The organism is Kitasatospora sp. NPDC002040 (genome assembly GCF_040296785.1).
Taxonomy (GTDB): Bacteria; Actinomycetota; Actinomycetes; order Streptomycetales; family Streptomycetaceae; genus Kitasatospora.
Genome location: NZ_JBEOXV010000003.1, coordinates 293,516 through 315,791 on the forward strand (window position 1 = coordinate 293,516; position 22,276 = coordinate 315,791).

A 22,276-nucleotide genomic window follows, 5' to 3' on the forward strand; every position below is an offset into this window, starting at 1 on the left:
CCGGGGCCTTCGGACTGACGTACGGTCAGAACTTGTTCAACTCAGTTCGGTAGGCCCCTGACCAGGCGAGGTCTCTTCCTGGACCGGCGGTTGGGCCGTCGAGGGGCCGTCAGCGGGGGAGGGGCCGCTCAACGCCAGGTCGATGGCAGCCTTGGGGCGGTTCTCGCTGCTCGGCATGAGGTGCGTGTAGGTCCGGAGCGTGAAGCCGGGGTCGTGGTGCCCGAGGTAGACGCTCAGGGCCTTGATGTTCTCCCCGAAGTGAAGCAGCACCGAGGCGTAGAAGTGCCGCAGTGCGTGCATGCCGTTCTCGCGTCCGGCGATTACGCCGGCGGATTTGAGGGCCGGGCGCCACGTCTCGATGTTGAAGCGGTTGCGGTTCAGGTTCTGGCCCTTGGCGTTCACGAAGAGCAGGTCGGCCGTGACAGGAGGGCCGTCGACTCCACGCCAGGGCAGCGTGACGGTGACCGGAGGGTATGCCGAGAGGTGGGCCCGGAGCGCCGCCGCAACGGAGTCAGGCAGCGGAACGGATCGTGTTCGCCCGCCCTTCGGCAGGGAGAACACAGGCCGGTTCCTGATCAGCCGGACCTGTCGGACCACGTGAACCACACCGTCGGCGAAGTCGAGGTCACTCGCGGCCAGACCGAACACCTCTCCCTGTCGGAGTCCGCAACCGGCCGCCAGATCGACCATCGGCCGGAATCGTGACGGGAAGGCGGCCCGCACCGCGAGAACCTGTTCGCGGGTCCAGGGGGTAAGGCGTTGGGGAGCCAGCTTCGGTGCGCGGACCGATGCGGACCGGCACGGGTTGCTGGGGATGATCCGGTCTTCCACTGCTGCCGTCAGCATCGTGCCGAGGTTCGCGAAGATCACGCGCTGAGAGGCAGGAGCAAGGCCCCCGGTGGCCAGCTTCACCAGCCAGTCACGAATGTCCGAAGGCCGGAGCGAACTCAGGGAACGACTCCCCAGGTGCGGCACCACGTGCAGGCGGATGCGCTGCTCGGTGCTGACGTAGGACTGAGGGTCCATGGAGAGCGAGGCCAGCCACTTCTCGGCGAACTGGCCTACGGTCGTGCGACCGATGCTCGGGTCGATGTACTGGCCGCGCGTCATGTCGGCTTCGAGCTGGGCGAGCCACTGGTCCGCTTGGCGCTTTTGGCGGTCGGCGAAGGACTTGCTTCGCTCGGTGCCGTCCGGGGCGATGTAGCGGGCGCGGTAGCGCAGGCCGGAGCCATAGCGGTCGGTCTTGACGCGCCGCGGCTTGCCATCGGGGCCGGTCTCGGTTTTGAACCAGCGGTCTTGGATGTGTCCGGCCATCAGGCAGCCGCCTCCTTGGTCAGGGTCTCGATCCAGGCGTGGACCTTGGCCGGGTCGAAGCGGAGGTGCCGGCCGACGCGGAAGCCGGGCGGTCCCACGCGCTTGCGGCGCCACTGGTAGACGGTCTCAAGTGGGATATCCAGCAGTGCGGCCAGATCGACCGGGGTCAGGTAGCGATCAGGCAGAGCCCCCCTTAGAGCCACGACAAGTCCCCTTCCTCTTGGTCGAGTTGTGCGCGGGCCTCTTGGCGGTCGGTGGTGCGTCGGGCGTGCAGGTCGGCGGCGATGCTGGCCGCGAGCATGGATTCGCCGGGGGTGTTGCCTGCTCCGGCGAAGGACCAGTGGGCGACGACGAGGGTCTCGGTGTCGGGGAGGTCGTCCAGGTCCGGGAGCCCGGCGGCGAGCAGACGTTCCCGAAGATCGGCGCGAGCCTGCTCGGCGCGGTAGTCGGCGCGGACCTGCCTGAGGGCGCCGAGGGTGGTCGAGTACGCCGGGGACTTGGAGGAGAAGTGGCCCCGGAAGCCGAGCATGTGGGACCAGTGCGCGAGGAGCCGATCCGGGTACAGACTGTCGAGGTCCCAGCAGGTTTCGATGAGGCGCCGGGTGTGGGCGGGCAGGTCGTGGCGGTCGAGTTCCTGGCGTTCCAGGATTCGGCGGTCCACGGTCTCGGTGCTCTCCGCCGACTTGGTGGCGTACTTGGCGACGTACGAGGCGACGGCCTGTTCGCTGATGTCTCCTCCGGCGAAGGCGCCGATGGGGCGCACGTCTACCTGCTTGCCCCACTGGAGTACCTGGGCTCGGACGTGCCCGGCGCTGGCGAGCGGGACGCCGGCCGATTGGGCGGCGGAGCGGATCGCGTCGTCCAGGAGGCTGATGCTGGCCCAGGCCGGGGGCGGGGTGTCGGGGCCGTCGGGGCCGTCGATGCGGATGACGGCGTGGAAGTGGACCGCGCCCCGGCGTTGGTACTCGGCGACCTTGCCGAAGGAGACCCGGGCGACGTCCTTGAACTCGGTCTGGGTGAGTCCGGCGCGCTTGGCCAGGGCCCGGCGTAGGGCGATGGTGAAGCGGCGCCAGAGGTCGGGGGCGTGGTTGTTCCAGAGCACCGCGCCCGCGTAGTCGTAGGCGGCCGGGTCGAGCGGCGTGCCCAGGAGTGGGGAGCCCGCCAGGTGGGCATGCCCGCAGCGGCAGGGGCCGGTGTCGGGCCGGTTGTGGACCGGGCCGAAGGACGGGGCCGTGAGGGTGGCGAACACGCGGGGGTGTGAACGGACCGACGGGGCGACGCCCTTGGTGGTGTCTCCGGCGAGTCCGGCGCGGATCAGGTGGAAGGTGTCGGCGGAGTAGGTGCGGGCGCAGGAGGGGCAGCGGGAGGCCCGCCGGTTGCCGCAGGCGACCTTGAGTCGCTGGCCGGGTTCGTGCTGGGTGGAGTAGCGGTTCCAGATGGCGCCGGTCGGGGTGTGGATGAGGGTGCGGAAGCCTTGGAGGTGGATGGGGTTGGAGCAGCCGCCGGTGCGGCGGATCTGGTCGGCGAGCTTGGGCAGGTCGCCCCGGGAGGCGAGGCGGGCCAGGTCGGCCACGGCCAGCCGGTCAACCTCCCGGGGCAGGGCGCGCGTTGGGGTCACGCGGCGACCGCCATGGCGCGGGTGAGGTTCGGGGCGTGGGTGGAGCAGCGCCGGAAGTACGGGCCGTCGTCAACGAACTCGTCGAGCGGGATCACGGACCAGCCGGTGAAGCCGTCGTTCTCGTCCCACTCGGCGATGTGGCACGCGCACTCGCCGTGCTGGCCGGGGTCGACGCAGCCGCAGGGCACCAGGACCCCGGCGGTTCCGCAGATCGAGCCATCCGCGTCCAGCACACGCAGCGTCCCCGAGCAGGACGGGCACACGTCGTCGTCAGCAACGGTGTGCGAGGGGATCTCGTGGGCCATGCAGGGAAGGAAGTTGCCCAGCGCGGCCTGGTGCTTCGCCGGAACAGGGATCAGGCCGGTCCCGGAGCACGGGCAGACTGCGGCGGACGTGAGCGAAGTGGCGTGCGTTGCAGGCATGATGGTGCTCCCTTGTACGAGGGGCTAAGGGGACGGCGCGTCGGCTTCCAGGCATGAGCGCGCCGTCCCCGCTGCATTCGCTTGGCGGCTAGCGGTACATCTCTAGAGAACTATGCATCTCTAGAGATGTCAAGCTGTGTCGCGCTCGCCGCCATGAGGGCTCCCCCCTAGGATGTCTAGAGAAGAGGGAGGAGTAGCGATGGCCAGCGGCGGCAGCGAGAAGCAGCCCAAGTACCAGCGGATTGCCAACGCTCTCAAGGCAGCTATCGAGTCCGGCGAGTACCGCCCCGGCGACCGTCTGCCGGGAGAGAACGACCTGATGGAGACCTACGAAGTAGCGCGCATGACAGCACGTCAGGCGCTCGGGGTGCTCCAGAGCGAGGGGATCGCCGAGGCGCGGAAGGGCGCCGGCGTCTTCGTCCGTGACTTCAAGCCGCTCAGGCGACGAGGTATCCAGCGCTTGGCCCAGGAGCAGTGGGGGTCGGGCCGCTCCATCTGGTCCGCCGACATCGAGAACCGGGCCCTCGTGGTCGACCAGGTCGAGGTGACCGAAGAGGGAGCGCCCGAGCATGTGGCGGGGGTGCTGGGGGTTGAGCCCGGTGAGGCGACCTGCGTGAGGAGCCGCCGCTTCGTCCTGGACGGGAAGCCGGTGCTGCTATCGACCTCGTACCTGCCAGCCAGCCTGGTTGCGGGCACTGCCATTACCGAGGAGGACACCGGCCCCGGCGGTACCTACGCCCGGTTGGCCGAGATCGGCGCCAAGCCCGTCCACTTCCGCGAAGAGATTCGCTCGCGCATGCCCACGATGAGTGAGACCAGCAGGCTCAGCCTGGCGGCCGGTACCCCGGTCATTCTGGTGTGCCGCACCGCGTTCGCCGACGGTGGTCAGCCGGTCGAGGTCAACGAGATGACGTTGGACGCGGCCTCGTACGTGCTGGAGTACGACTTCGACGCCTGAGCCCGAGCGCCTCAGTCGCTCGGCGGGTCCTAAGAAGGATGTTGGGATGTTGTGGTGGTGAGGGTGGTTGGTTACGAGTTTCGCTACTGAATCAAGGCTCGCTGCGCTCGCGGCGCTGGCCCGCCGCTCGCCGTCGCTCCTGTCTTCGCCCCGCTTCGGCGGCGCCGGCCGCGCCAGCTGGCGGCCAGGGGTGCCGAGGTTCAGACCCCGCCGTGGCCGGGGGCGGGTGGTTCCACGGTTTTACCCACCTGCCAGGACCGGGCCCCGCACCGAGCAAGACCGGGGGGCCACTCGGCCAAATTGCGGTCAGGCCCAGAAGCCCTGACCGAGTCGCAGCAGCTTACGGCCCCCCGATCATGCTCGGACCCAGACCAGACAGGACACCGGCCAAAACCGCTCCACCACCCGCGCGATTTTCCCCCGGTTAGAGTGGTCCAAGGTTACGAAATCCAAATATCAATCGAAGCGTCAAATTCTGCCCCCAGGATTCGCTGCAGATTGGCATGAGCGATTGCCGTCCCGACAAGCGTTGGCGTTGCCCGCTGAATTGATGTGGCGTTCCAGGAGGCAAGAAACCCATCAAAGCTTGGCGTATTCGATAGGATCTCCTCGGTGATCTCATCGTCAGACATGAGATTTGCTTGCAGGAGATTCCTCAAGACCTCTTGCTCGTCGGCTGGCAGTGAGCCAGTCGATTCAGATAGAGACTCTTCATCTACCGCATTAATTTGAACCAGGCTGGAATCTCTTATGCAAGAGATTGTCAGGCCGCTGTCAAGGTACGGCTTGATTGAGATATTTAGATCAGGGTCGATGCCCTTCGTGAAAAGCCCGGGGTAGGTCTTTCGGAGTGAATCGGGGATAATCCTGCTGCCCACTGAGCTGATCCTGAGGCAGCCTGCGGCCTCTAGGTAGCTGACGTCAGACTCGGTAAACTTCAAGCCGTCGATGAACGGTTCGTAGTACTGCTTCATTCTTGCGTGAAGGGTTTGGTAATTCGGCAGTTTTGTGTGTCTCACCGAGCAGATTAGGAATGTGGCTGTCAGCAGGCGCAGATGGCTTCCCGTGAGCTTCTGGGCTGCCGAGATCGATTCGTTCAGTGCGAGTTGCTGAATGTTTCGGTCGACTGACCCAATTCGTTCAACCAGCAAGCTCACCAAAATCTCCCCGAGATCCTGGTCGCCACTCTTTGCGTACCCGGACTGCGCCTCAATAATTGCTGCTTGGATTCCTGGATCCTGTGCATTCTTTAGTGCATCTGGATTTCTTTCGCTCAGCTCGGCAAGGAAGTTTAAGGTTATTTCTTGGACCCTTGCCTCGGCTTCACGGAAAGCGGCCTGCGAATAGGACGAAAGGGCGCCGTTTACACAGTTCTCGGCTACGGCTAGAACGTCGTCATATCCAAGCCCGAAATTTGCTACTCCTGCCTGAATTAGACTCGAGTTATTGCCAGCCTTCTGCCTTTGGCGCCAGATCATTTTGACTTCCCGATGTCATTTCTGTCTCCGATGGTGAGATCTCCCCCAGATTGGATATTTGTAGAATTGCTTCCACTCTGCTGGGATTGTCTGATGGTATTTCCGGATGGCCGAGCTGGTGACTGCTGTGCCAGGCTCCGAGCCTGGAGGACTCCCCAGATGGAAATTCCAACGCCAAGGATCCCTGTGAATGCGCCAATGATTCCCGAGACTTGGTTAGATCGCTCTAGTCCCAGATGAAAGAAATAAGCGCCCAAGGCGATAAGTGCAACACCAAAGAAAATGAGTCCGCCCCAGAGGAGCATCCGTTGAGCTCGCGTCATGGCCTCTATTCTGCCCCTGTGGCAGGCTCGGCGCACTGACCTTGCTATGGAAAGCGGGAAGTAGGTGACTGACGGGTTGCCACTCTGAGCGGTAGACAGAGGCTCGCGACGTGATGGCGAGGGGGTACCAAGGGGCCGTCTCTGGGCCGTGCGAGGCCAGCCAGCGCCAACCGACAGCGACAGAAGGTGACGGCAAACGGGCTGGTCAGCGGATCAGGGGAGCGCCCTGCCGCTGACCAGCCCGTTGCCTGATCAGAACTTGTTCTTCGGGGTCAGGCCCAGGGAGAGGCCGGAGAGGCCGCGCTGGCGGCCGCCGAGCTTGCCGGCGATGGTGCGGAGGGCACTGCCGGCGGGGGAGTCGGGGTTGGAGAGGACGACCGGGCGGCCGTCGTCGCCGCCCTCGCGGAGGCGGACGTCGATCGGGATCGAGCCGAGGACGGGGACGGTGGCGCCGACGGAGCGGGTGAGGGCGTCGGCCACGGTCTGGCCGCCGCCGGTGCCGAAGACGTCGATCATCTCGTCGCAGTGCGGGCAGGGCATGCCGGACATGTTCTCGATCACGCCGACGATCTTCTGGTGCGTCTGCAGCGCGATGGTGCCGGCCCGCTCGGCCACCTCGGCGGCGGCCATCTGCGGGGTGGTGACGATCAGGATCTCGGCGTTCGGGACCAGCTGGGCGACCGAGATGGCGATGTCGCCGGTGCCCGGCGGGAGGTCGAGCAGCAGGACGTCGAGGTCGCCCCAGTAGACGTCGGCCAGGAACTGCTGGAGGGCGCGGTGCAGCATCGGGCCGCGCCACACCACGGGTGCGTTGCCCGGGGTGAACATGCCGATCGAGATGACCTTCACGCCGTGCGAGGACGGCGGCATGATCATGTCCTCGACCTGGGTCGGCCGGCCCTCGACGCCGAGCATCCGGGGGACGCTGTGGCCGTAGATGTCGGCGTCCACCACGGCGACCTTGAGGCCGTCGGCGGCCATCGCGGCGGCCAGGTTGACGGTGACCGAGGACTTGCCGACACCGCCCTTGCCGGAGGCGACCGCGTAGACCCGGGTCAGCGTGCCGGGCTGGGCGAACGGGATCTCGCGGGCGGGCGCACCGCCGCGCAGCAGCTCGGAGAGCCCCTTGCGCTGCTCCTCGCTCATCACGTCGAGCTCGACCGACACCGACGTCACCCCGGCGACGCCGGAGACGGCGGTGGTGACCCGCTCGGTGATGGTCTCCCGCATCGGGCAGCCGGAGACGGTCAGGTAGATCGCGACCCCGACGGCGCCGTCAGCACCGATCTCGACCGATTTCACCATGCCGATCTCGGTGATCGGACGGTTGATCTCCGGGTCGTTGACGGTTGCCAGCGCCTCGCGTACGGACTCCTCCGTGACGCCTGCCGCAACCTCTGTCTCGTTGGCCATGTGTTGATGGTACGGCTGCGCCGGAAGACCGTTGACGCGGCAGTAACGTGCTGCCGGTCACAACCGGTCTGCGGTGTCCCGGCGTTCGTCCAGTTCCTTGAGCAGCGCCTGCAGTTCGGAGCGGACGAAGTCGCGGGTGGCGACCTCGCCGAGGCCGTGCCGGAGCGCGGCGACCTCGCGGGTCAGGTACTCGGTGTCGGCGATGTTGCGGTCGCTGCGGGCGCGGTCCTGCTCCATGTTGACGCGGTCCCGGTCGTCCTGGCGGTTCTGCGCCAGCAGGATCAGCGGGGCGGCGTAGGAGGCCTGCAGCGAGAGCATCAGGGTGAGGAAGATGAAGGGGTAGTTGTCCCACCGGAGGTCGGCCGGGCCGACGGTGTTCCAGAGCACCCAGGCGATGATCACCACCGTCATCCAGACGATGAACCGGCCGGTGCCGAGGAAGCGGGCGATCCGCTCGGACAGCTTGCCGAACGCCTCCGGATCGTACGCGGGCAGCGTGATCAGCCCGGGCCTGGCGGTGCGCGGCTGGTCCAGCCGGCCCCGGGACGGGCCGCTGGGCTCGGGGCGGGCCTTGCGCTGGGAGCCCTCGCGGGCGCGCAGTTCGCGCAGCTCCCGGAGTTCGCGCAGCTCGCCCTGGAGGCGCTGGCGCGGGGTCTCGTCCCGGCGGCCCTTGCGGTCAGCGTCCACTGCTCGCCTCGCTCTCGTGCGGTTCGCTCCCGTGCGGTTCGCCGCCGTGCAGGGCGGCCTCGCGCCAGTCCTCGGGCAGCAGGTGGTCGAGCACGTCGTCGACGGTGACCGCGCCGAGCAGGTGGTCGGCCTCGTCCACCACGGGGGCGGCGACCATGTTGTACGCCGCCAGGTAACTGGTGATCAGCGGCAGCGGGGTGTCCGGCGGCAGCGGGTCGAGGTCGTCGTCGACCAGCGAACCGACCAGGGTGTACGGCGGTTCGCGGAGCAGCCGCTGGAAGTGGATGGTGCCGAGGTACTTGCCGGTCGGGGTCTCGTTCGGCGGCCGGCAGACGTACACCTGGGCGGCCAGCGCGGGCTTGTTGTCGGCCACCCGGACCCGGGCCAGCGCCTCGGCCACGGTGGCGTCCGGCTCCAGCACGATCGGCTCGGTGGTCATCAGACCGCCGGCGGTGTTCTCCTCGTACGACAGCAGCCGGCGGACCGAGGCGGCGTCGTCCGGCTCCATCAGGCGGAGCAGCCGTTCGGCCGCCTCCTCGGGGAGGTCGGAGAGCAGGTCGGCGGCGTCGTCCGGGTCCATCGCCTCCAGCACGTCGGCGGCGCGTTCGTCCTTGAGCTTGCCGATGATCTCGACCTGGTCGTCCTCCGGCAGCTCCTCCAGCACGTCGGCCAGCCGGTCGTCGTCCAGGGCGGCGGCCACCTCGGCGCGGCGCTTGGGGGAGAGGTGGTGCATCACGTTGGCCAGGTCGGCGGGGCGGAGCTGGTCGAAGGTGGCCAGCAGGTTGGCCGCGCCCTGCCCCTCCTCGGTCAGCGAGAAGCCGCTGACGGCGGACCAGTCCAGGGTCAGCGTCTCGCCCTTGGCCTTGCGCAGCCGGGAGACCTTGCCGACCTGGACGAAGACCTTGCTGATCTCCCACTCGCGGACCCGGGTCTGCACCATCGCCACGTCCAGCACGGTGACCTGGTCGTCGTTCTTGGTCCGGGTGACGGTGCGGTCCAGCAGCTCGGCCAGTACCAGCGTCTCGGAGGGCCGCTGCTCGAACCGCCGCATGTTGATCACGCCGGTGGTGAGCACCTGGCCGGACTCCAGGCTGGTCACCCGGGTCATCGGCAGGAAGATCCGGCGCCGGCCGACCACCTCGACCACCAGGCCGAGCACCCGGGGCGGGCGGCCGCCGATCCGCAGCGAGACCACCACGTCGCGGACCCGGCCGACCTGGTCGCCGTTCGGGTCGAAGACGGCGACCCCGGAGAGGTGGGAGATGAAGACCCGGCTGCCTGGCCCTGCCATGGACTTCCTCTCTACGCGACGATCCGGGCCCAGGCTACCTGGCCGCGAACCGCGCAGCCCGCCGACCGGCGCCGGGTGGGTCGGCGGTACGGTCGGGGCTCGGCTACGGAGGGGGAGACCGTGAACGGGTCGTCACATGTCAGGATCGCCAGGCCGTCCAGGGATCTGGCGGCGGCCGAGCGGTTCTGGATCGAGGGGCTCGGCCTGAGCGTGCTGTACCGGTTCGAGGCCGACGGCAGCACCGAGGAGCACTCGCTCCTGATGGCCGGCTGGCCGGACGCCGCCTGGCACCTGGAGCTGGTCGACGCGGGGGCGGTACAGCCCCGGCCGACCGTGGAGGACCTCTTCGTGGTCTACCTGGGCGAGGCCGTGCCGGAGGAGCTGGTGGCCCGGCTGGAGGCGCACGGCGGGCGCCGGGTGAAGGCGCACAACCCGTACTGGGACGAGTGGGGCGTGACGGTCGAGGACCCGGACGGCTACCGGCTGGTGCTCTCCACCCGCCAGTGGTCCAACGGCTGACCGCCGGCCGGGTCCTGACCCCGAGTCAGGCCGTGGTGATCGGCTCCTGCAGCTCGGTCACCCAGCCGGCCGGGTCCTCGGTCAGCTCCAGGTAGAGCTCGCGGGCGTAGCCGAGCGAGCGGTGGCCGGTGGAGTCGATCCAGCGGGCCAGCGTCTGCGAGGTCGTCAGCACGTCGTCCATCGCGCCCCGGTGCACGATGGTCGCCACCGCCGGCAGGGCCGGCAGGTCGGCGATCTCGAAGCCGTACCCGGGGTCGGGCTCGGCGTTGACCGGGACCGCGGCGAAGGCGCGGACCCGCTCGGAACCGGGCTCGGCCTCCTCGTAGTAGGCCAGGCCCGGGCCGGCCGCGGTCAGCCCGGCCTCGTCGAGCAGGCCGCAGAGCCGCCCGAACAGCGGGCCGATCACCGGGCCGATGTGCTCCGGCTCGAACCCCTCGGCCACGGCGGACAGCCGGGCCACCCGGACCGCCGGGATGCTCTTCACCACTACGTCGTCGGAAGGCATGCGCCCCTCGCTCTCGATCGTCCGGAGCCTCGACTCGACCCGGGCCAGCCGGACGGCTGCCTCCTCCACCGCCGCCGCCAGCTCCGCCTGGCGCAGGCGGAGCATTCCGCGCAGCTCCTCCGCGCTCACCTGCTCGTCGACGATGGCGGTCACCTGCTGGAGCGTGAAGCCGAGGTCCTTGAGCGCGATGACGCGGTTGAGCCGGGCGAGCTGGGCCGCCTCGTAGCCCCGGTACCCCGTGAACGGGTCCACCCGGGCGGGGAGGAGCAGGCCGATGGCGTCGTAGTGGCGGAGCATCCGGACGGACACCCGGCCGTGCTTCGCGAAGTCTCCGATGCTGAACATGATGGGGCTACTCCACGGCCTGACACGGTGTGAGGGTCAACTGCGGACCGCAGGCGGTTCAGCGCTTCCGGAAGAGCAGCTTGGGGAGCCCCGCCGGGATGGGCTTGCGGGTGGTGGCCGGGCTGGGCATCGGGGCGGCGGCGTGGGAGGCGTCCGGCATGCTGCCGGGCTGCTGGGTGAGCGGGCCGACCGGTGCCAGGCGGAGGACGCGGCACTCGCGGGCCCAGCGGTCGCCGATGGTGTCGGTGTCGGGGGCGTTCAGGCGCTTGCCCTTGAGCTCCTCGACCGCGCCGAGCCAGGCCTCGCCGCCGGGGGCGAGCTCGGTGACGGTGGCGGGCCAGGCGGTGAGCCGGCCCCACTTGTCCTTGCTGCGGACGGTGACCTCGGCGCCCTGACCGGCTGTCAGCCCGTGCAGGGGCTGCTCGATGCCGTCGCCGACCACGACCACCGCGCCGTCGTGCCAGGCGTGCCAGAGCGCCCGGCTCTGCGCCTGGCCGTCGGCCCGTACCCAGAGCAGGCCGGACTTCTTCGCGGCCTCCTCCAGCAGGGCCCGGTCCAGTGCGGACTGGTCGGGGCCGGTGGGGGCGTCGGTCGTCGTAGGCTCCATGGCCGACAGCGTAAGGCTTGGCCGCCCGGTGCTGTCCGCACGGTGTCTCACGGCTCAGGACGACAGTGCCATAGGACGATTTCAGCCCTTACCTTGGTAGTCCGTCCGTTCCGTCGCCGCCCCGAGCGGCCGACCGAGTCCCGTCCCGAGGAGAGCTGTGCCCGCCGCCCGGCCCGACACCGCCAGCCCCGCCCCGGTGGCGGCACCCGCGCTCACCGACCGCCCGGCCGTGCTGCCCAAGGTGGACCTGCTGCTGCTGGCGGTCTCGATCGCCGGCATCTCGCTCTCCGCCCCGCTGATCAGCGCCACCGCCGCCCCGGCGCTGGCGATCGCGTTCTGGCGGAACGTCATGTCGGTCGGGGTGCTCGGTCCGTACGCGCTGCTGCGGCACCGGGCCGAGCTGCGCGGGATCGGCCGCCGGGCACTGCTGCTGGCGGTGGCGGCCGGGGTGCTGCTGGCGCTGCACTTCGCGCTCTGGATGCCCAGCCTGCGGATGACCTCGGTCGCGTCGGCCACCGCGCTGGTGACCACCACGCCGCTCTGGACCATCCTGCTGATGCGGCTGCTCGGGCACCGGCCGCCCCGGCTGGTCTGGATCGGCACCTGCGTGGCGTTCGCCGGCGTGCTGGTGCTCACCGGTGTCGACATGTCGCTCTCGCCGGACGCGCTGCTCGGCGACGCACTGGCGCTCGGCGCCGGGCTGGCCGCCGCCGGGTACATGCTGCTGGGCGCCGAGGTCCGACGGACGGTCAGCACCACGGCGTACACGCTGGTCTGCTACGCCACCACGGCCGTGGTGCTGCTGGTGGTCTGCCTGTTCGCCGGCGTGCAGATGAGCGGCTGGCCGGCCGGGGTCTGGTGGCAGATCGCCCTGCTGATGGTCGCCGCCCAGCTGCTCGGCCACTCGCTGAGCAACCGGGTGGTGCGGACCCTGGGCCCGTCCATCACCTCGACCGCGATCCTGCTGGAGACCCCCGGCGCCGCCCTGATCGCGGCGCTCTGGCTCGGCCAGCTGCCGCCGGTCGCCGCGTACCCGGCCCTGGTGGTGATCCTGCTCGGCCTGGTCCTGGTCGCCCGCGGCGGCCGCAACCGCTGACGCTAGAGCCAGCCGTTGCGGCGGAAGCCGCGGTACATGCCGATGCAGAGCACCGCGATGCCGGCCATCACGATCGGGTAGCCGTACCTGCTGTGCAGCTCGGGCATGAAGTCGAAGTTCATCCCGTAGACGCCGGTGACCATGGTGGAGACGGCGAAGATGGCCGCCCAGGAGGTGATCTTGCGCATGTCCTCGTTCTGCGCCACCGAGACCTGGGCCAGGTTGGCCTGGAGCAGCGAGTTGAGCAGCTCGTCGAAGCCGTGCACCTGCTCGACCACCCGGGTCAGGTGGTCGGCGACGTCGCGGAAGTACTTGCGGATGTCCGGGTCGACCAGCCGCTGGCCCGGCTCGGAGAGCTGCTGCATCGGGCGCAGCAGCGGCGACACCGCGCGCTTGAACTCCAGCACCTCGCGCTTGAGCTGGTACACCCGGCCGACGTCGGCGCCCCGGCCGCCCTTGTTGGCGAAGACGTCGAACTCGATGTCGTCCACGTCGGTCTGGAGCCGGTCGGCGACCAGCAGGTAGTTGTCCACCACCTGGTCCGCGATGGCGTGCAGGACGGCGGACGGGCCCTTGGCCAGCAGGCCGGGGACGTCGCCGGACTCGCTCGCGCTCTCCAGCCGGCGGCGCAGCTCGTGCAGCGAGCTGTGGCCGCCGTGCCGGACGGTGATCACGAACTCGGGGCCGACGAAGACCATCAGCTCGCCGGTCTCGACCACCTCGCTGGTCGGGGTGAGCTGGTCGTGCTCGACGTAGCGGATGGTCTTGAAGACCGCGAACAGCACGTCGTCGTAGCGCTCGACCTTGGGGCGCTGGTGCGCGTGCACCGCGTCCTCGACCGCCAGCGGGTGCAGCCCGAAGCGCTGGGCGATGCCCTCGAACTCGGCCTCGGTCGGCTCGTGCAGGCCGATCCAGCTGAACGATCCTGCATCCGTCTCCCGGGCCGCGCGGACCCGGCGCGCCGCCTCGCGGGGGCTGCACCGGTCGCCGTTGCGCTTGCCGTCCAGGTAGACCGCGCAGTCCACCACGGCGGACGGGGTCTGGCCCTCGTGGGCCGGGTCGAAGCCGTTCACACCGGTACGGCGGGGGCGCGGGCGGACGACGGCACGCAGGTTGTTCATCATCGACATGACGGGCTCCTCGGGCAGGAGGCGTCGCAGCGCGGCACGGGAACTGACGGACCGTGGTGCGACGGCGGGGCGGCACGTTCATTGCGGCCGGGGCCGGGTGTTTCCGGAGCCGTGGAGAAAAGTCCTGCCGCCGCCTTGCTGGGGCGCGGTTTGGACGGATCGACTCCGGGGAATGTGCTCTCCCGGTCGGACGTGACGCTGCCTCAGGAACTCCGTCGAGGAGTCGGTACGCCGCTCAGACGAGGGCGGGGTGAAGGCGACGCGGCCGGGCAGAGCTGCCGGTACTGCATGGTCGGCTGGTATCCACCGCGAACCACCTCCTTCACGTCGCGGCCCTGTGGGCGGAGATTCCCCAGTGGCCAGCTCCATACCCTAACAGTTGACAGGGCGCCAGCGCCGGGGGCGTGCACCGGGCGGGTGTCAGCGGGGCGTTAGGGTCTGGCCATGGCGCACGACTTCCACGACCCCGCCGAGCTCTCCCGCGCGTCCGTGCTGGCCGCGGTCGAGGCCCGCCTGCTGGCAACTTTCGGTGAACCGAGCGGCCGGGCCGCCGTGACCTTCCTGGGTGCGGACCGGATCGAGGTGCTGCGCTTCGGCCCGGACGCCGACGACCTGGTGAGGTACGTCACGCTCGGAATGTCAGCTGCTCCGATGGCCGACCCCACCGCGGTGGTCGCCGATCCGGTCCGCGGCCCCCGGGTCGAGTTGGTGCTGACGGTCCGCGGGGGGCGCGACGACGTGCTCCGCACGCTGGCCACCTTCGCCGCCACCCCTCAGGTCGAGGGCCTGGTGCTGGCGCCCGGCGGTTCGCTCGACCTCGGTGCGCCGCTCTGGGCGGGCGCCCCGTTCACCTCGGTGCTGGCGGCCGAGCCCGGCGGGCTGGTCCCCGACCTGGAGCTGGCCGAGCCGGCCGAGCCGGTGCGCTTCCTGCCGCTGCTGCCGATGACGCCGAACGAGGCCGGGTACAAGCGGGTGCACGGCGCCGCCGTGCTGGAGGAGCGCTGGCTGCGGCGCGGCACCGACCTGCGCGACCCGCTCCGCCGGGGCGTACCGCTGGACTGACGACGGGTCAGTGGTAGTCCTTGATGAAGCCGTAGACGCCGCTGGCCACCAGCTGGACCGCGATCGCCGAGAGCAGCAGCCCGGACAGCCGGGTGATCAGCACCACGCCGCCCTCCTTGATCACCCGGATGATCACCAGCGAGAACCGCATGGTCAGCCACATCACCACGTGCATGGCCAGGATCGCGGTCCACACCGCGAGGTCCGCCGCCGCCCCGTGCGCCCCCTGGACGGCCAGGATCACCGCGACGATCGCGCCGGGCCCGGCCAGCAGCGGGGTGCCGAGCGGGACCAGGGCGACGTTCACGTCCTTGGTCTGGGTCGGCTCCTCGATCTTGCCGGTCAGCAGGTCCAGCGCGATCAGCAGCAGCAGGATGCCGCCGGAGACCTGCAGGGCCGGGATCGAGACGTGCAGGTAGTCGAGGATCTGCTGGCCGAACAGGCCGAACACCGTGATCACGCCGAGCGCGACGGCGGCCGCCTGCCAGGCCATCCGCCGCTGCACCTTGGCGGCCCGGCCCGAGGTGAGCGCGAGGAAGATCGGGATGGTGCCCGGCGGGTCCATGATCACGAAGAGCGTGACGAAGAGCGACCCGAAGGTCGTGACGTCGAAGAAGCTCATCGGCGGGGGCTGTTCTGGGGCGGTACGCGGCTCATGTGACGAATTGTCTGGTCCGCTCGCGGCTGACGCACCCTCAGCGCCCCGCCGATCACCCGGTGATCGGCTTCGCCCCCGTCGCCTGCGCCACCAGCGCCCGGTAGACCTCCGGGTCGGTGGTGTACTCGCCGAGCCGGACGGTCTTGCGGTGCCCGTGGTAGTCGCTCGACCCGGTGGTCAGCAGCCCCAGCTCGGCGGCCAGCCCGCGCAGTCGGGCCCTGGTCTCCTCGTCGTGGTCCAGGTGGTCCACCTCCAGGCCGCCCAGGCCGGCTGCCGCCAGGTCGGCGATCACCTGGTCCGAGACCGTCCGCCCGCGCTTCACCGCACCCGGGTGGGCGAACACCGGCACCCCGCCCGCCGCCCGGACCAGCCGGACGGCCACCGCCGGGTCGGTCTCGTGCTTCGGCACGTCGGCCCGGCCGCCGTTGGCCAGCCACTCATGCGTGAACGCGTCCGAGACGGTGGCCACCACGCCCGCCTCCACCAGTGCGCTGGCGACGTGCGGCCGGCCGACCGAGCCCGCCCCGGCGATCCGCTCCACCTGCTCCCAGCTGATCGGCGCGCCCAGCTCCCGGCAGCGCTCCACCACGGCGCGCCCCCGGCGGAACCGGTCGGTGCGGACCAGCTCCCGCTCGGCGGCGAAGGCCGGCTCCGCCGGGTCGAACAGGTACGCCAGCAGGTGCAGGCTGATCCCGCCGACCCGGCAGGACAGCTCGGCCCCCGGCACCAGCGTCAGCCCGGTGCCGCGGACCGCCTCGGCCGCCTCCGCGTGGCCCGCCACGGTGTCGTGGTCGGTCAGCGCGACCACGTCCAGGCCGGCCGCGACGGCGTTGGCGACCAGCTCGGCGGGCGAGTCGGTGCCGTCCGAGGCGTTGCTGTGGGCGTGCAGGTCGATGCGCACGGGTGACGGCTCCTCAGGGATCGGTGGACCCCAAATGTACGCGCCCCGGTCTCAGCCGAGCAGCCTCGGCGACAGCGCCCCGCACGGCAGCAGCCCCAGCTCCGCGCCCGCGTCCCGCAGGTCGGTGAGCACCAGCTCGTCGTACATCATCAGCGCCGACTGCTCGGGCCAGGCGATCGCCCAGAGCCAGAGCCCGCGCGCCTCGCCGACGTAGACCGCCCGGTCGGCCGGCGCCTCCGGGACGTGGAACATCGACGACGCCCGCCCGGCCGCCGTCACCTTGGTGTCGGCCGGCTTGTAGAGCGAGACGGTGTCGCCCGGGTCGGGGCCGGGCAGGCCCGCGTACCGTGCGCCCAGGCCGACGCCGAGCTCCTCGGCCACCAGCACCAGCTCGCCGAAGCCGCCCAGCGGCCCGGGGCCCGAGCAGGCCACGGCGGTCGCGCGGGCGCCGGAGACGTCGTCGCCGGCGTGTGCGATCCCGGTGAACAGCCAGCCGACCGGCAGCGGCCAGGGCAGCCAGACCGGGACCTGGGACCTGGCCACCGCGACGCCCAGGGCCTCCACGCTCGGAGGCAGCACCGGCTGCATCGGGTGTACGGCGCCGTGTTGGTCGCACTGCCAGGTGTCGGAGAAGAGACCGGGCGCGCGGACACGGGCGGCGCACCTCGGGCAGCTTGGCTCGCCCCTCATGACGGACAACGCTCCTCCCTCCGGAGCGCCGCGTCAAGGACGATCACCCGGATGGAGTGCCCCACACCGGGCCGCCGGCAGCCCCGTTGGGGAATGTCCCGTGCCGGACCGCGGCAAACGTACGGCTGCTCGGAGGCGGTGGTGCGGCAGACGCACTGACGCCCCGTCACCGGTGGATCTGGTGACGGGGCGTCAGTGGGGTATCGGTACGTCGGACGCGGCGGGCGCCGCGCCTGGCGCGGTCACGCCGTCTTGAACGGTCGGATGTACAGGCGCTCGCCGGTGCGGGCGGCCCGCTCCACGAACTCGCGGACGGTCTCCGCATCGGCGATCAGGGTGTCGGTGGCGGTGCCCTGGACGTCGTCCAGGCGGAGGATCTCGAAACGCATGGGTCTCTCCCTTCCCTGCCTCACTGCATGACTGAGGCTTCAACTGACAGCTCGGTCTTCGTCGTCCGGGGTGCTGCTGTCGTACTGCTCGTACCGGCGCCGGGTGGAAGCTGATCGAGCCTCATCGACCACGGTGCCGCACTGCTGCGTCGGGGCGGTTGCCCGCCCGTTAAGTCCCGGTTTCGGCGCACTGTGCGCCATCGTGGACAACAGGCCTTGCGGCGAGATGATTCCCGGACAGAATCAAATATTACCCGAACTAACGAATCTCTGCCCGGACAAAGCCCCCGCAGGCCGCTGACCGGCGGTTATTTCGTCAGGTCCCAGAATCCGGCGAGCACGGCCGCGGTCGCGGCAGGCTGCTCGGCGTTGGGCGAGTGCAGCGCTCCGGGCACGGTGGTGTGGCGGGCGCCGAGCCGTTCGGCCATCGCGCGCTGTTCGGGCACCGGCCAGGCGTAGTCCTGCTCACCCGAGACCACCTGCACGGGCAGGCCGACGGCGGCCAGCTCCGCCACCCGGTCCGGTGCGGAGACCAGGTGGCCGCCCATCTCGATCAGCGCCTCGGGGCGGTTGGCCACCCAGCGGCGGTGCAGGAACTCGCCGATCTCCGGGGCGGGCTTCGGCTTGTCCCGGTTCATCTCCTGGAGGACCTGCCAGATCTCCTCCAGGCTCATCCCGGCCAGCGCGTCGATCAGCAGCTTGGTCCGGGCGGCCTCGTCGGGCTCGATCGCGGCCGGCCCGGTGGAGAGCAGCGTGAGCGAGCTCCACGGCAGCGGGCCGCCCGCACGATCGGCGGCCAGCACGGCCTGGCGGCAGACCTGGCCGCCGAAGGAGTGCCCCAGCAGGTGCAGCGGCGTACCCGTCTCCAGCGCCGCGCTCAGCGCGAGCAGGTCGAGCGCCAGCTCGTCGATCGCGTACGCGGCGGGGCCGCCCTCGCCGCCGGTCTCATACTGGCCGCGCTGGTCCACCGCCACCGTGCGGTAGCCGTAGCCGGCCAGCGGCTCCAGGAGGGCGATGAAGTCCTCCTTGCTCCCGGTGAACCCGGGCACCAGCAGCGCCGTCCCCAGCACCGGGCCGGCCGGTTCTGCCACCAGCGACGCGAAGCTCCCCCGCGAGGTGGCCAGCCGGACGGCACTGGCACAGGCGGGCAGCTTCAGAAACGGCGGAGTGCTCACGGGCCGAGCTTAGTGGGCACATGCCAGGAGCCCGGGGAACGACGGCGTCGTTCCCCGGGCCCCTGGGCCTGTCAGTGGATCAGCTCTCGTCGGTGGTGGTCCGACGGGTGCGGGTCCGGCGGCGCGGGGCAGCCTCGCCGGCGGGGGCGGCCTCGGCGGCCGGAGCGGCCACCGCGGCGGCCGTCTCGGTGCCGGCGGCAGCCGAACGCGGGCGGCGACGGCGACGCTTCGGGGCGTCGCCCTCGGCGGCGTCCTCGACCGGCGCGGCCGGAGCGGCCTCGGTGACGGCCACGGCGCCGTCGGAGGCGGCACCGCCCCGGGTGCGGCGCCGCTCGCGCGGCGCCCGGGCCGGACGCTCCGCAGCCGGAGCCTCGGCCTCGGCGGCGGCCGGGCGACGGCCGCGGCCACCGCCCGCGGTGCGGGCACCACGGCCGCCGGTCTCGCCGAGGTCCTCGATCTCCTCGGCCTTCAGGCCCGCCCGGGTCCGCTCGGAGCGCGGCAGGACACCGGTGGTGCCGGGCGCGATCTTGAGCAGCTCGTACAGGTGCGGCGAGGTGGAGTAGGTCTCCTCCGGGTCCGGGAACTTGAGGTCCAGGGCCTTGTTGATCAGCTGCCAGCGCGGGATGTCGTCCCAGTCGACCAGGGTGACGGCCGTACCGAAGGCGCCGGCCCGGCCGGTGCGGCCGATCCGGTGCAGGTAGGTCTTCTCGTCCTCGGTGCACTGGTAGTTGATGACGTGCGTGACGCCCTCGACGTCGATGCCGCGGGCGGCGACGTCGGTGCAGACCAGCACGTCGACCTTGCCGGCCCGGAAGGCCCGCAGGGCCTGCTCGCGGGCGCCCTGGCCGAGGTCGCCGTGGACCGCGCCGGCCGCGAAGCCGCGCTGGGTCAGCTGGTCGGCCACGTCGGCGGCGGTGCGCTTGGTCCGGCAGAAGATCATCGCCAGGCCGCGGCCCTCGGCCTGCAGGATCCGGGCCACCATCTCGACCTTGTCGAGCGAGTGCGCGCGGAAGATGTGCTGGGTGGTGTTGGCCACGGTGTGGCCGGTGTCGTCCGGAGCGGCGGCCCGGATGTGGGTCGGCTGGCTCATGTACCGGCGGGCCAGCGAGATGACCTGGCCGGGCATGGTGGCCGAGAAGAGCAGGGTCTGCCGCTTGGCGGGCAGCATGGTGATGATCTTCTCGACGTCCGGCAGGAAGCCCAGGTCGAGCATCTCGTCGGCCTCGTCGAGCACCAGCGCCTTGACCTTGGAGAGGTCCAGCTTGCGCTGGCCGGCCAGGTCGAGCAGGCGGCCCGGGGTGCCGACGATGATGTCGACGCCCTTCTTCAGCGCCTCGACCTGCGGCTCGTACGCCCGGCCGCCGTAGATGGCGAGCACCCGGACGTTGCGGACCTTGCCCGCGGTCTGCAGGTCGTTGGTGACCTGGGTGCAGAGCTCACGGGTGGGGACCACGATGAGCGCCTGCGGACCGTCGGAGAGCTGGTCCTCGGTGGCCCGGCCGGCGTCGACGTCGGCACGGACCACGACGCGCTCGATCAGCGGGAGGCCGAAGCCGAGGGTCTTGCCGGTGCCGGTCTTGGCCTGGCCGATGACGTCGTGGCCGGTCAGCGCGACCGGGAGGGTCATCTCCTGGATCGGGAACGGGTGCAGGATGCCGACGGCCTCCAGGGCCTCGGCGGTCTCCGGGAGGATCCCGAGCTCCCGGAAAGTGGTCTTGGTGGGTTCAGCGGTGGTGGACAGGGTGCTGCCTCTTCCATGTGGTGGGGCCGAGAGCGAGAGGGCGGGCGGGCAGCCCCGTGGTCGGCAGCGGGCCGCAGAACAGCCCGACACGTCGGTTACGAGGTCGCACAACCGCGCCGGCCCCTGCGGCCTGCCGACCCGAACGGCCCGTGACGGGCGCTTCGGTCGGCGGCGTGGGGGAGGATTCCCGTGAGGGGCCAGGCGCGGGACCTGCGCCGGAGCGGCGTGGTCCGCGGCGGCCCTCGCTCGGCCACTGATGCGGTGCCAGGGCCCGAGGTCCGGGCCATGGTCGGAGCCGATCGGGTCTCCGACCGGGCATCCGCGTACGTGAACGCCCGGTGTCCGTACGCGGCACGTGCATGTGCCGCCGGGATACATCGAGCTTCCCTACCACCATACAGTCAGGCGACGACTCGAACACGTGACGTGCCCTACTCGGCGCCGGACGGCCCTGTTCACGGGGGATAGGGTGACGAAAATGGAGACTCAGGCAGCCGACGACGGCACCCCGCTGGACGCATCCGTCACTCCCGTCGCTTCCGACCCGCCCGCCTCGATCGGCGGCTGGGCGGCCCGCTCGGCCGACGCCGGCTACCGGGCCGCCGTGCTGGACCTGCTCGGGGCGCTGGCGTACGGCGAGCTGAGCGCCTTCGAGCGGCTGGCCGAGGACGCCAAGTTCGCACCCGGGCTGGTCGACAAGGCGGCGCTGGCCAGGATGGCCGCCAACGAGTACCAGCACTACCAGCTGCTGCACGACCGGCTGGTCGAGGTCGGGGCCGACCCGACCGAGGTGATGACGCCGTTCGTCGAGCCGCTGGAGGCGTTCCACCGGATGACCGCGCCCGCGGACTGGCTGGAGGGCCTGGTCAAGGCGTACGTCGGCGACGCGATCGCGACCGACTTCTACCGCGAGGTGGCCGTCCGGCTCGACGACGACACCCGCGACCTGGTGCTCCGGGTCTCCGGTGACACCGGGCACGCCCAGTTCGTGGTGGACCGGATCCGGCAGGCGATCGAGGAGAACCCCCGGGTCGGCGGTCGGCTGGCGCTCTGGGGCCGGCGGCTGATGGGCGAGGCGCTGAGCCAGTCCCAGCGGGTGGTGGCGGAGCGGGACGCGCTCTCGAACCTGCTGGTCGGCGGCGCCGAGGTGCAGGGCTTCGACCTGGTCGAGGTCGGCAAGATGTTCAACCGGATCACTGAGGCGCACACCCGGCGGATGGCCGCGCTCGGGCTGGCCTCGTAGCGCTCACGCGTGCCGGTGCCGCCCCGTCCCGGCCACCTGGTCGGGACGGGCGAGCACCGAGACCAGCAGGACCGAGGTGACCGCGGCGAAGAGCAGGGCCAGCGCGGGCAGGTGGTCGTCCAGGGCGTAACCGCTTATCCCGCCGCCGATCAGGGCGGCGGTCACCGCGGTCGCCACGGTCAGCGAGCGGGCGGCCGGGAAGTACGCGGGCAGCAGCACCAGCGTGCCGAAGCCCACGGCGAGGCCGATGAGGACGAAGGCGATCGTTCCGATGACCACGGGGTGCCTCCCTGGGGGGTTCCTCCTCGGGCCTACCCCGCCACCCCGGCCGGTACGCACACCGATGCAGAACGGCCGCCCCCGGGTGCGGGGACGGCCGTTCGTACTGCTCGCTGCGTCAGTTGGTGCCGAAGCCGACCTTGCGGACGCTCGGCTCGCCGATCTCCACGTACGCCAGGCGCTCGGCCGGGACGATCACGCGGCGGCCCTGCTCGTCGGTCAGCGTGAAGAGCTTCGAGGTGCCCTCCAGCGCCTTGGTGACCGCGCTCTCGACCTCATCGGCAGTCTGCGAGCTCTCGAGAACGATCTCTCGGGGCGCGTTCTGCACGCCGATCTTGACCTCCACGGCTTCCGTCCCTCCGGGTTGCAGCCATCCACACGCTCGAACCGCTGTTCGCGGGCTTCGCGCCGTACGGCTTCACCTTAGAGCAA

24 protein-coding genes are annotated in these 22,276 nt (G+C 70.6%); 5 read left to right on the forward strand and 19 right to left on the reverse strand.

Annotated features, from left to right (window positions below; all coding sequences use genetic code 11):
- Positions 1-36: 36 nt before the first annotated feature.
- The 4 genes from ABT118_RS11630 to ABT118_RS11645 are packed head-to-tail and all read right to left on the reverse strand — an operon-like array spanning position 37 to position 3,354.
- A complete protein-coding gene (locus ABT118_RS11630) occupies positions 37-1,314 on the reverse strand; it encodes a tyrosine-type recombinase/integrase (protein WP_350660258.1) in 1,278 nt (425 codons plus the stop codon).
- Positions 1,314-1,517: a helix-turn-helix domain-containing protein gene (locus ABT118_RS11635; RefSeq protein WP_350660275.1), complete on the reverse strand. Its 204-nt coding sequence runs from the start codon at positions 1,515-1,517 to the stop codon at positions 1,314-1,316. Before ABT118_RS11635 ends, ABT118_RS11630 begins: the two co-directional genes overlap by 1 nt.
- On the reverse strand, positions 1,508-2,932 hold the full coding sequence (repSA, locus tag ABT118_RS11640; protein ID WP_350660289.1) for a replication initiator protein RepSA: 1,425 nt from the start codon (positions 2,930-2,932) through the stop codon (positions 1,508-1,510). The genes ABT118_RS11635 and repSA overlap by 10 nt, the downstream gene beginning before the upstream one ends.
- Complete coding sequence (locus tag ABT118_RS11645) at positions 2,929-3,354, reverse strand: hypothetical protein (RefSeq protein ID WP_350660295.1); 426 nt, start codon at positions 3,352-3,354, stop codon at positions 2,929-2,931. Before ABT118_RS11645 ends, repSA begins: the two co-directional genes overlap by 4 nt.
- A gap of 199 nt (positions 3,355-3,553) precedes the next feature.
- Here ABT118_RS11645 and ABT118_RS11650 point away from each other — a divergent pair, with 199 nt between their 5' ends.
- The gene (locus ABT118_RS11650; protein ID WP_350660313.1) at positions 3,554-4,312 is read left to right on the forward strand and encodes a GntR family transcriptional regulator; all 759 of its coding nucleotides are present in this window, start codon (positions 3,554-3,556) and stop codon (positions 4,310-4,312) included.
- Positions 4,313-4,752: 440 nt separating this feature from the next.
- On the opposite strand, the gene ABT118_RS11655 is transcribed toward ABT118_RS11650, so the two are convergent.
- The 4 genes from ABT118_RS11655 to ABT118_RS11670 form a co-directional block, all read right to left on the reverse strand.
- Positions 4,753-5,790: an LPO_1073/Vpar_1526 family protein gene (locus ABT118_RS11655; RefSeq protein WP_350660332.1), complete on the reverse strand. Its 1,038-nt coding sequence runs from the start codon at positions 5,788-5,790 to the stop codon at positions 4,753-4,755.
- Positions 5,791-6,365: 575 nt separating this feature from the next.
- Positions 6,366-7,526 carry an Mrp/NBP35 family ATP-binding protein gene (locus ABT118_RS11660; protein WP_350660347.1) on the reverse strand — a complete coding sequence of 387 codons (1,161 nt, stop codon included), beginning with the start codon at positions 7,524-7,526 and terminating at the stop codon, positions 6,366-6,368.
- Positions 7,527-7,583: 57 nt separating this feature from the next.
- A complete protein-coding gene (locus tag ABT118_RS11665; RefSeq protein WP_350665117.1) occupies positions 7,584-8,126 on the reverse strand; it encodes a DUF1003 domain-containing protein in 543 nt (180 codons plus the stop codon).
- 76 nt (positions 8,127-8,202) lie between these two features.
- Positions 8,203-9,504 (reverse strand): magnesium transporter MgtE N-terminal domain-containing protein, encoded by a 1,302-nt coding sequence (locus ABT118_RS11670; RefSeq protein ID WP_350660381.1) that lies wholly within the window; start codon positions 9,502-9,504, stop codon positions 8,203-8,205.
- A 120-nt stretch (positions 9,505-9,624) separates the two neighbouring features.
- Between ABT118_RS11670 and ABT118_RS11675 the strand changes: the two genes are divergently transcribed.
- Positions 9,625-10,023, forward strand: a complete 399-nt coding sequence (locus tag ABT118_RS11675) for a VOC family protein (protein ID WP_350660397.1) — start codon at positions 9,625-9,627, stop codon at positions 10,021-10,023.
- Between the two features lie 25 nt (positions 10,024-10,048).
- Here the strand turns inward: ABT118_RS11675 and ABT118_RS11680 are convergent, their stop codons facing one another.
- A complete protein-coding gene (locus tag ABT118_RS11680) occupies positions 10,049-10,873 on the reverse strand; it encodes a MerR family transcriptional regulator (RefSeq protein WP_350660403.1) in 825 nt (274 codons plus the stop codon).
- A gap of 58 nt (positions 10,874-10,931) precedes the next feature.
- Positions 10,932-11,480, reverse strand: coding sequence for a pyridoxamine 5'-phosphate oxidase family protein (locus ABT118_RS11685; protein WP_350660412.1), 549 nt, complete (start codon positions 11,478-11,480; stop codon positions 10,932-10,934).
- 157 nt (positions 11,481-11,637) lie between these two features.
- Here ABT118_RS11685 and ABT118_RS11690 point away from each other — a divergent pair, with 157 nt between their 5' ends.
- Positions 11,638-12,576 carry a DMT family transporter gene (locus ABT118_RS11690; RefSeq protein WP_502884525.1) on the forward strand — a complete coding sequence of 313 codons (939 nt, stop codon included), beginning with the start codon at positions 11,638-11,640 and terminating at the stop codon, positions 12,574-12,576.
- 2 nt (positions 12,577-12,578) lie between these two features.
- Here the strand turns inward: ABT118_RS11690 and ABT118_RS11695 are convergent, their stop codons facing one another.
- Positions 12,579-13,706, reverse strand: coding sequence for a magnesium and cobalt transport protein CorA (locus tag ABT118_RS11695; RefSeq protein WP_350660432.1), 1,128 nt, complete (start codon positions 13,704-13,706; stop codon positions 12,579-12,581).
- Between the two features lie 444 nt (positions 13,707-14,150).
- On the opposite strand from ABT118_RS11695, the gene ABT118_RS11700 reads away from it, so the two are divergent.
- Positions 14,151-14,768 (forward strand): suppressor of fused domain protein, encoded by a 618-nt coding sequence (locus ABT118_RS11700; protein ID WP_350660446.1) that lies wholly within the window; start codon positions 14,151-14,153, stop codon positions 14,766-14,768.
- Positions 14,769-14,775: 7 nt separating this feature from the next.
- Here ABT118_RS11700 and ABT118_RS11705 read toward each other — a convergent pair whose 3' ends face one another.
- The 6 genes from ABT118_RS11705 to ABT118_RS11730 all read right to left on the reverse strand — a co-directional run bounded on the left by ABT118_RS11705 (position 14,776) and on the right by ABT118_RS11730 (position 20,208).
- Positions 14,776-15,390 (reverse strand): MarC family protein, encoded by a 615-nt coding sequence (locus ABT118_RS11705; RefSeq protein WP_350660466.1) that lies wholly within the window; start codon positions 15,388-15,390, stop codon positions 14,776-14,778.
- 88 nt (positions 15,391-15,478) lie between these two features.
- On the reverse strand, positions 15,479-16,327 hold the full coding sequence (locus ABT118_RS11710) for a PHP domain-containing protein (RefSeq protein ID WP_350660513.1): 849 nt from the start codon (positions 16,325-16,327) through the stop codon (positions 15,479-15,481).
- Between the two features lie 51 nt (positions 16,328-16,378).
- Entirely contained in the window at positions 16,379-17,017 is a 639-nt protein-coding gene (locus tag ABT118_RS11715) for a DUF6758 family protein (protein WP_350660537.1), read from the reverse strand.
- 242 nt (positions 17,018-17,259) lie between these two features.
- Positions 17,260-17,406: a DUF8834 family protein gene (locus tag ABT118_RS11720; protein WP_350660555.1), complete on the reverse strand. Its 147-nt coding sequence runs from the start codon at positions 17,404-17,406 to the stop codon at positions 17,260-17,262.
- Between the two features lie 308 nt (positions 17,407-17,714).
- On the reverse strand, positions 17,715-18,581 hold the full coding sequence (locus ABT118_RS11725) for an alpha/beta fold hydrolase (protein WP_350660587.1): 867 nt from the start codon (positions 18,579-18,581) through the stop codon (positions 17,715-17,717).
- 79 nt (positions 18,582-18,660) lie between these two features.
- Positions 18,661-20,208, reverse strand: a complete 1,548-nt coding sequence (locus tag ABT118_RS11730; RefSeq protein WP_502884535.1) for a DEAD/DEAH box helicase — start codon at positions 20,206-20,208, stop codon at positions 18,661-18,663.
- 592 nt (positions 20,209-20,800) lie between these two features.
- Between ABT118_RS11730 and ABT118_RS11735 the strand changes: the two genes are divergently transcribed.
- On the forward strand, positions 20,801-21,565 hold the full coding sequence (locus ABT118_RS11735) for a ferritin-like fold-containing protein (protein WP_350660606.1): 765 nt from the start codon (positions 20,801-20,803) through the stop codon (positions 21,563-21,565).
- A 3-nt stretch (positions 21,566-21,568) separates the two neighbouring features.
- Here the strand turns inward: ABT118_RS11735 and ABT118_RS11740 are convergent, their stop codons facing one another.
- Both ABT118_RS11740 and ABT118_RS11745 read right to left on the reverse strand, forming a co-directional pair.
- Positions 21,569-21,844, reverse strand: a complete 276-nt coding sequence (locus ABT118_RS11740) for a hypothetical protein (RefSeq protein WP_350660614.1) — start codon at positions 21,842-21,844, stop codon at positions 21,569-21,571.
- Between the two features lie 118 nt (positions 21,845-21,962).
- Entirely contained in the window at positions 21,963-22,190 is a 228-nt protein-coding gene (locus ABT118_RS11745; protein ID WP_350660628.1) for a DUF3107 domain-containing protein, read from the reverse strand.
- Positions 22,191-22,276 lie beyond the last annotated feature (86 nt).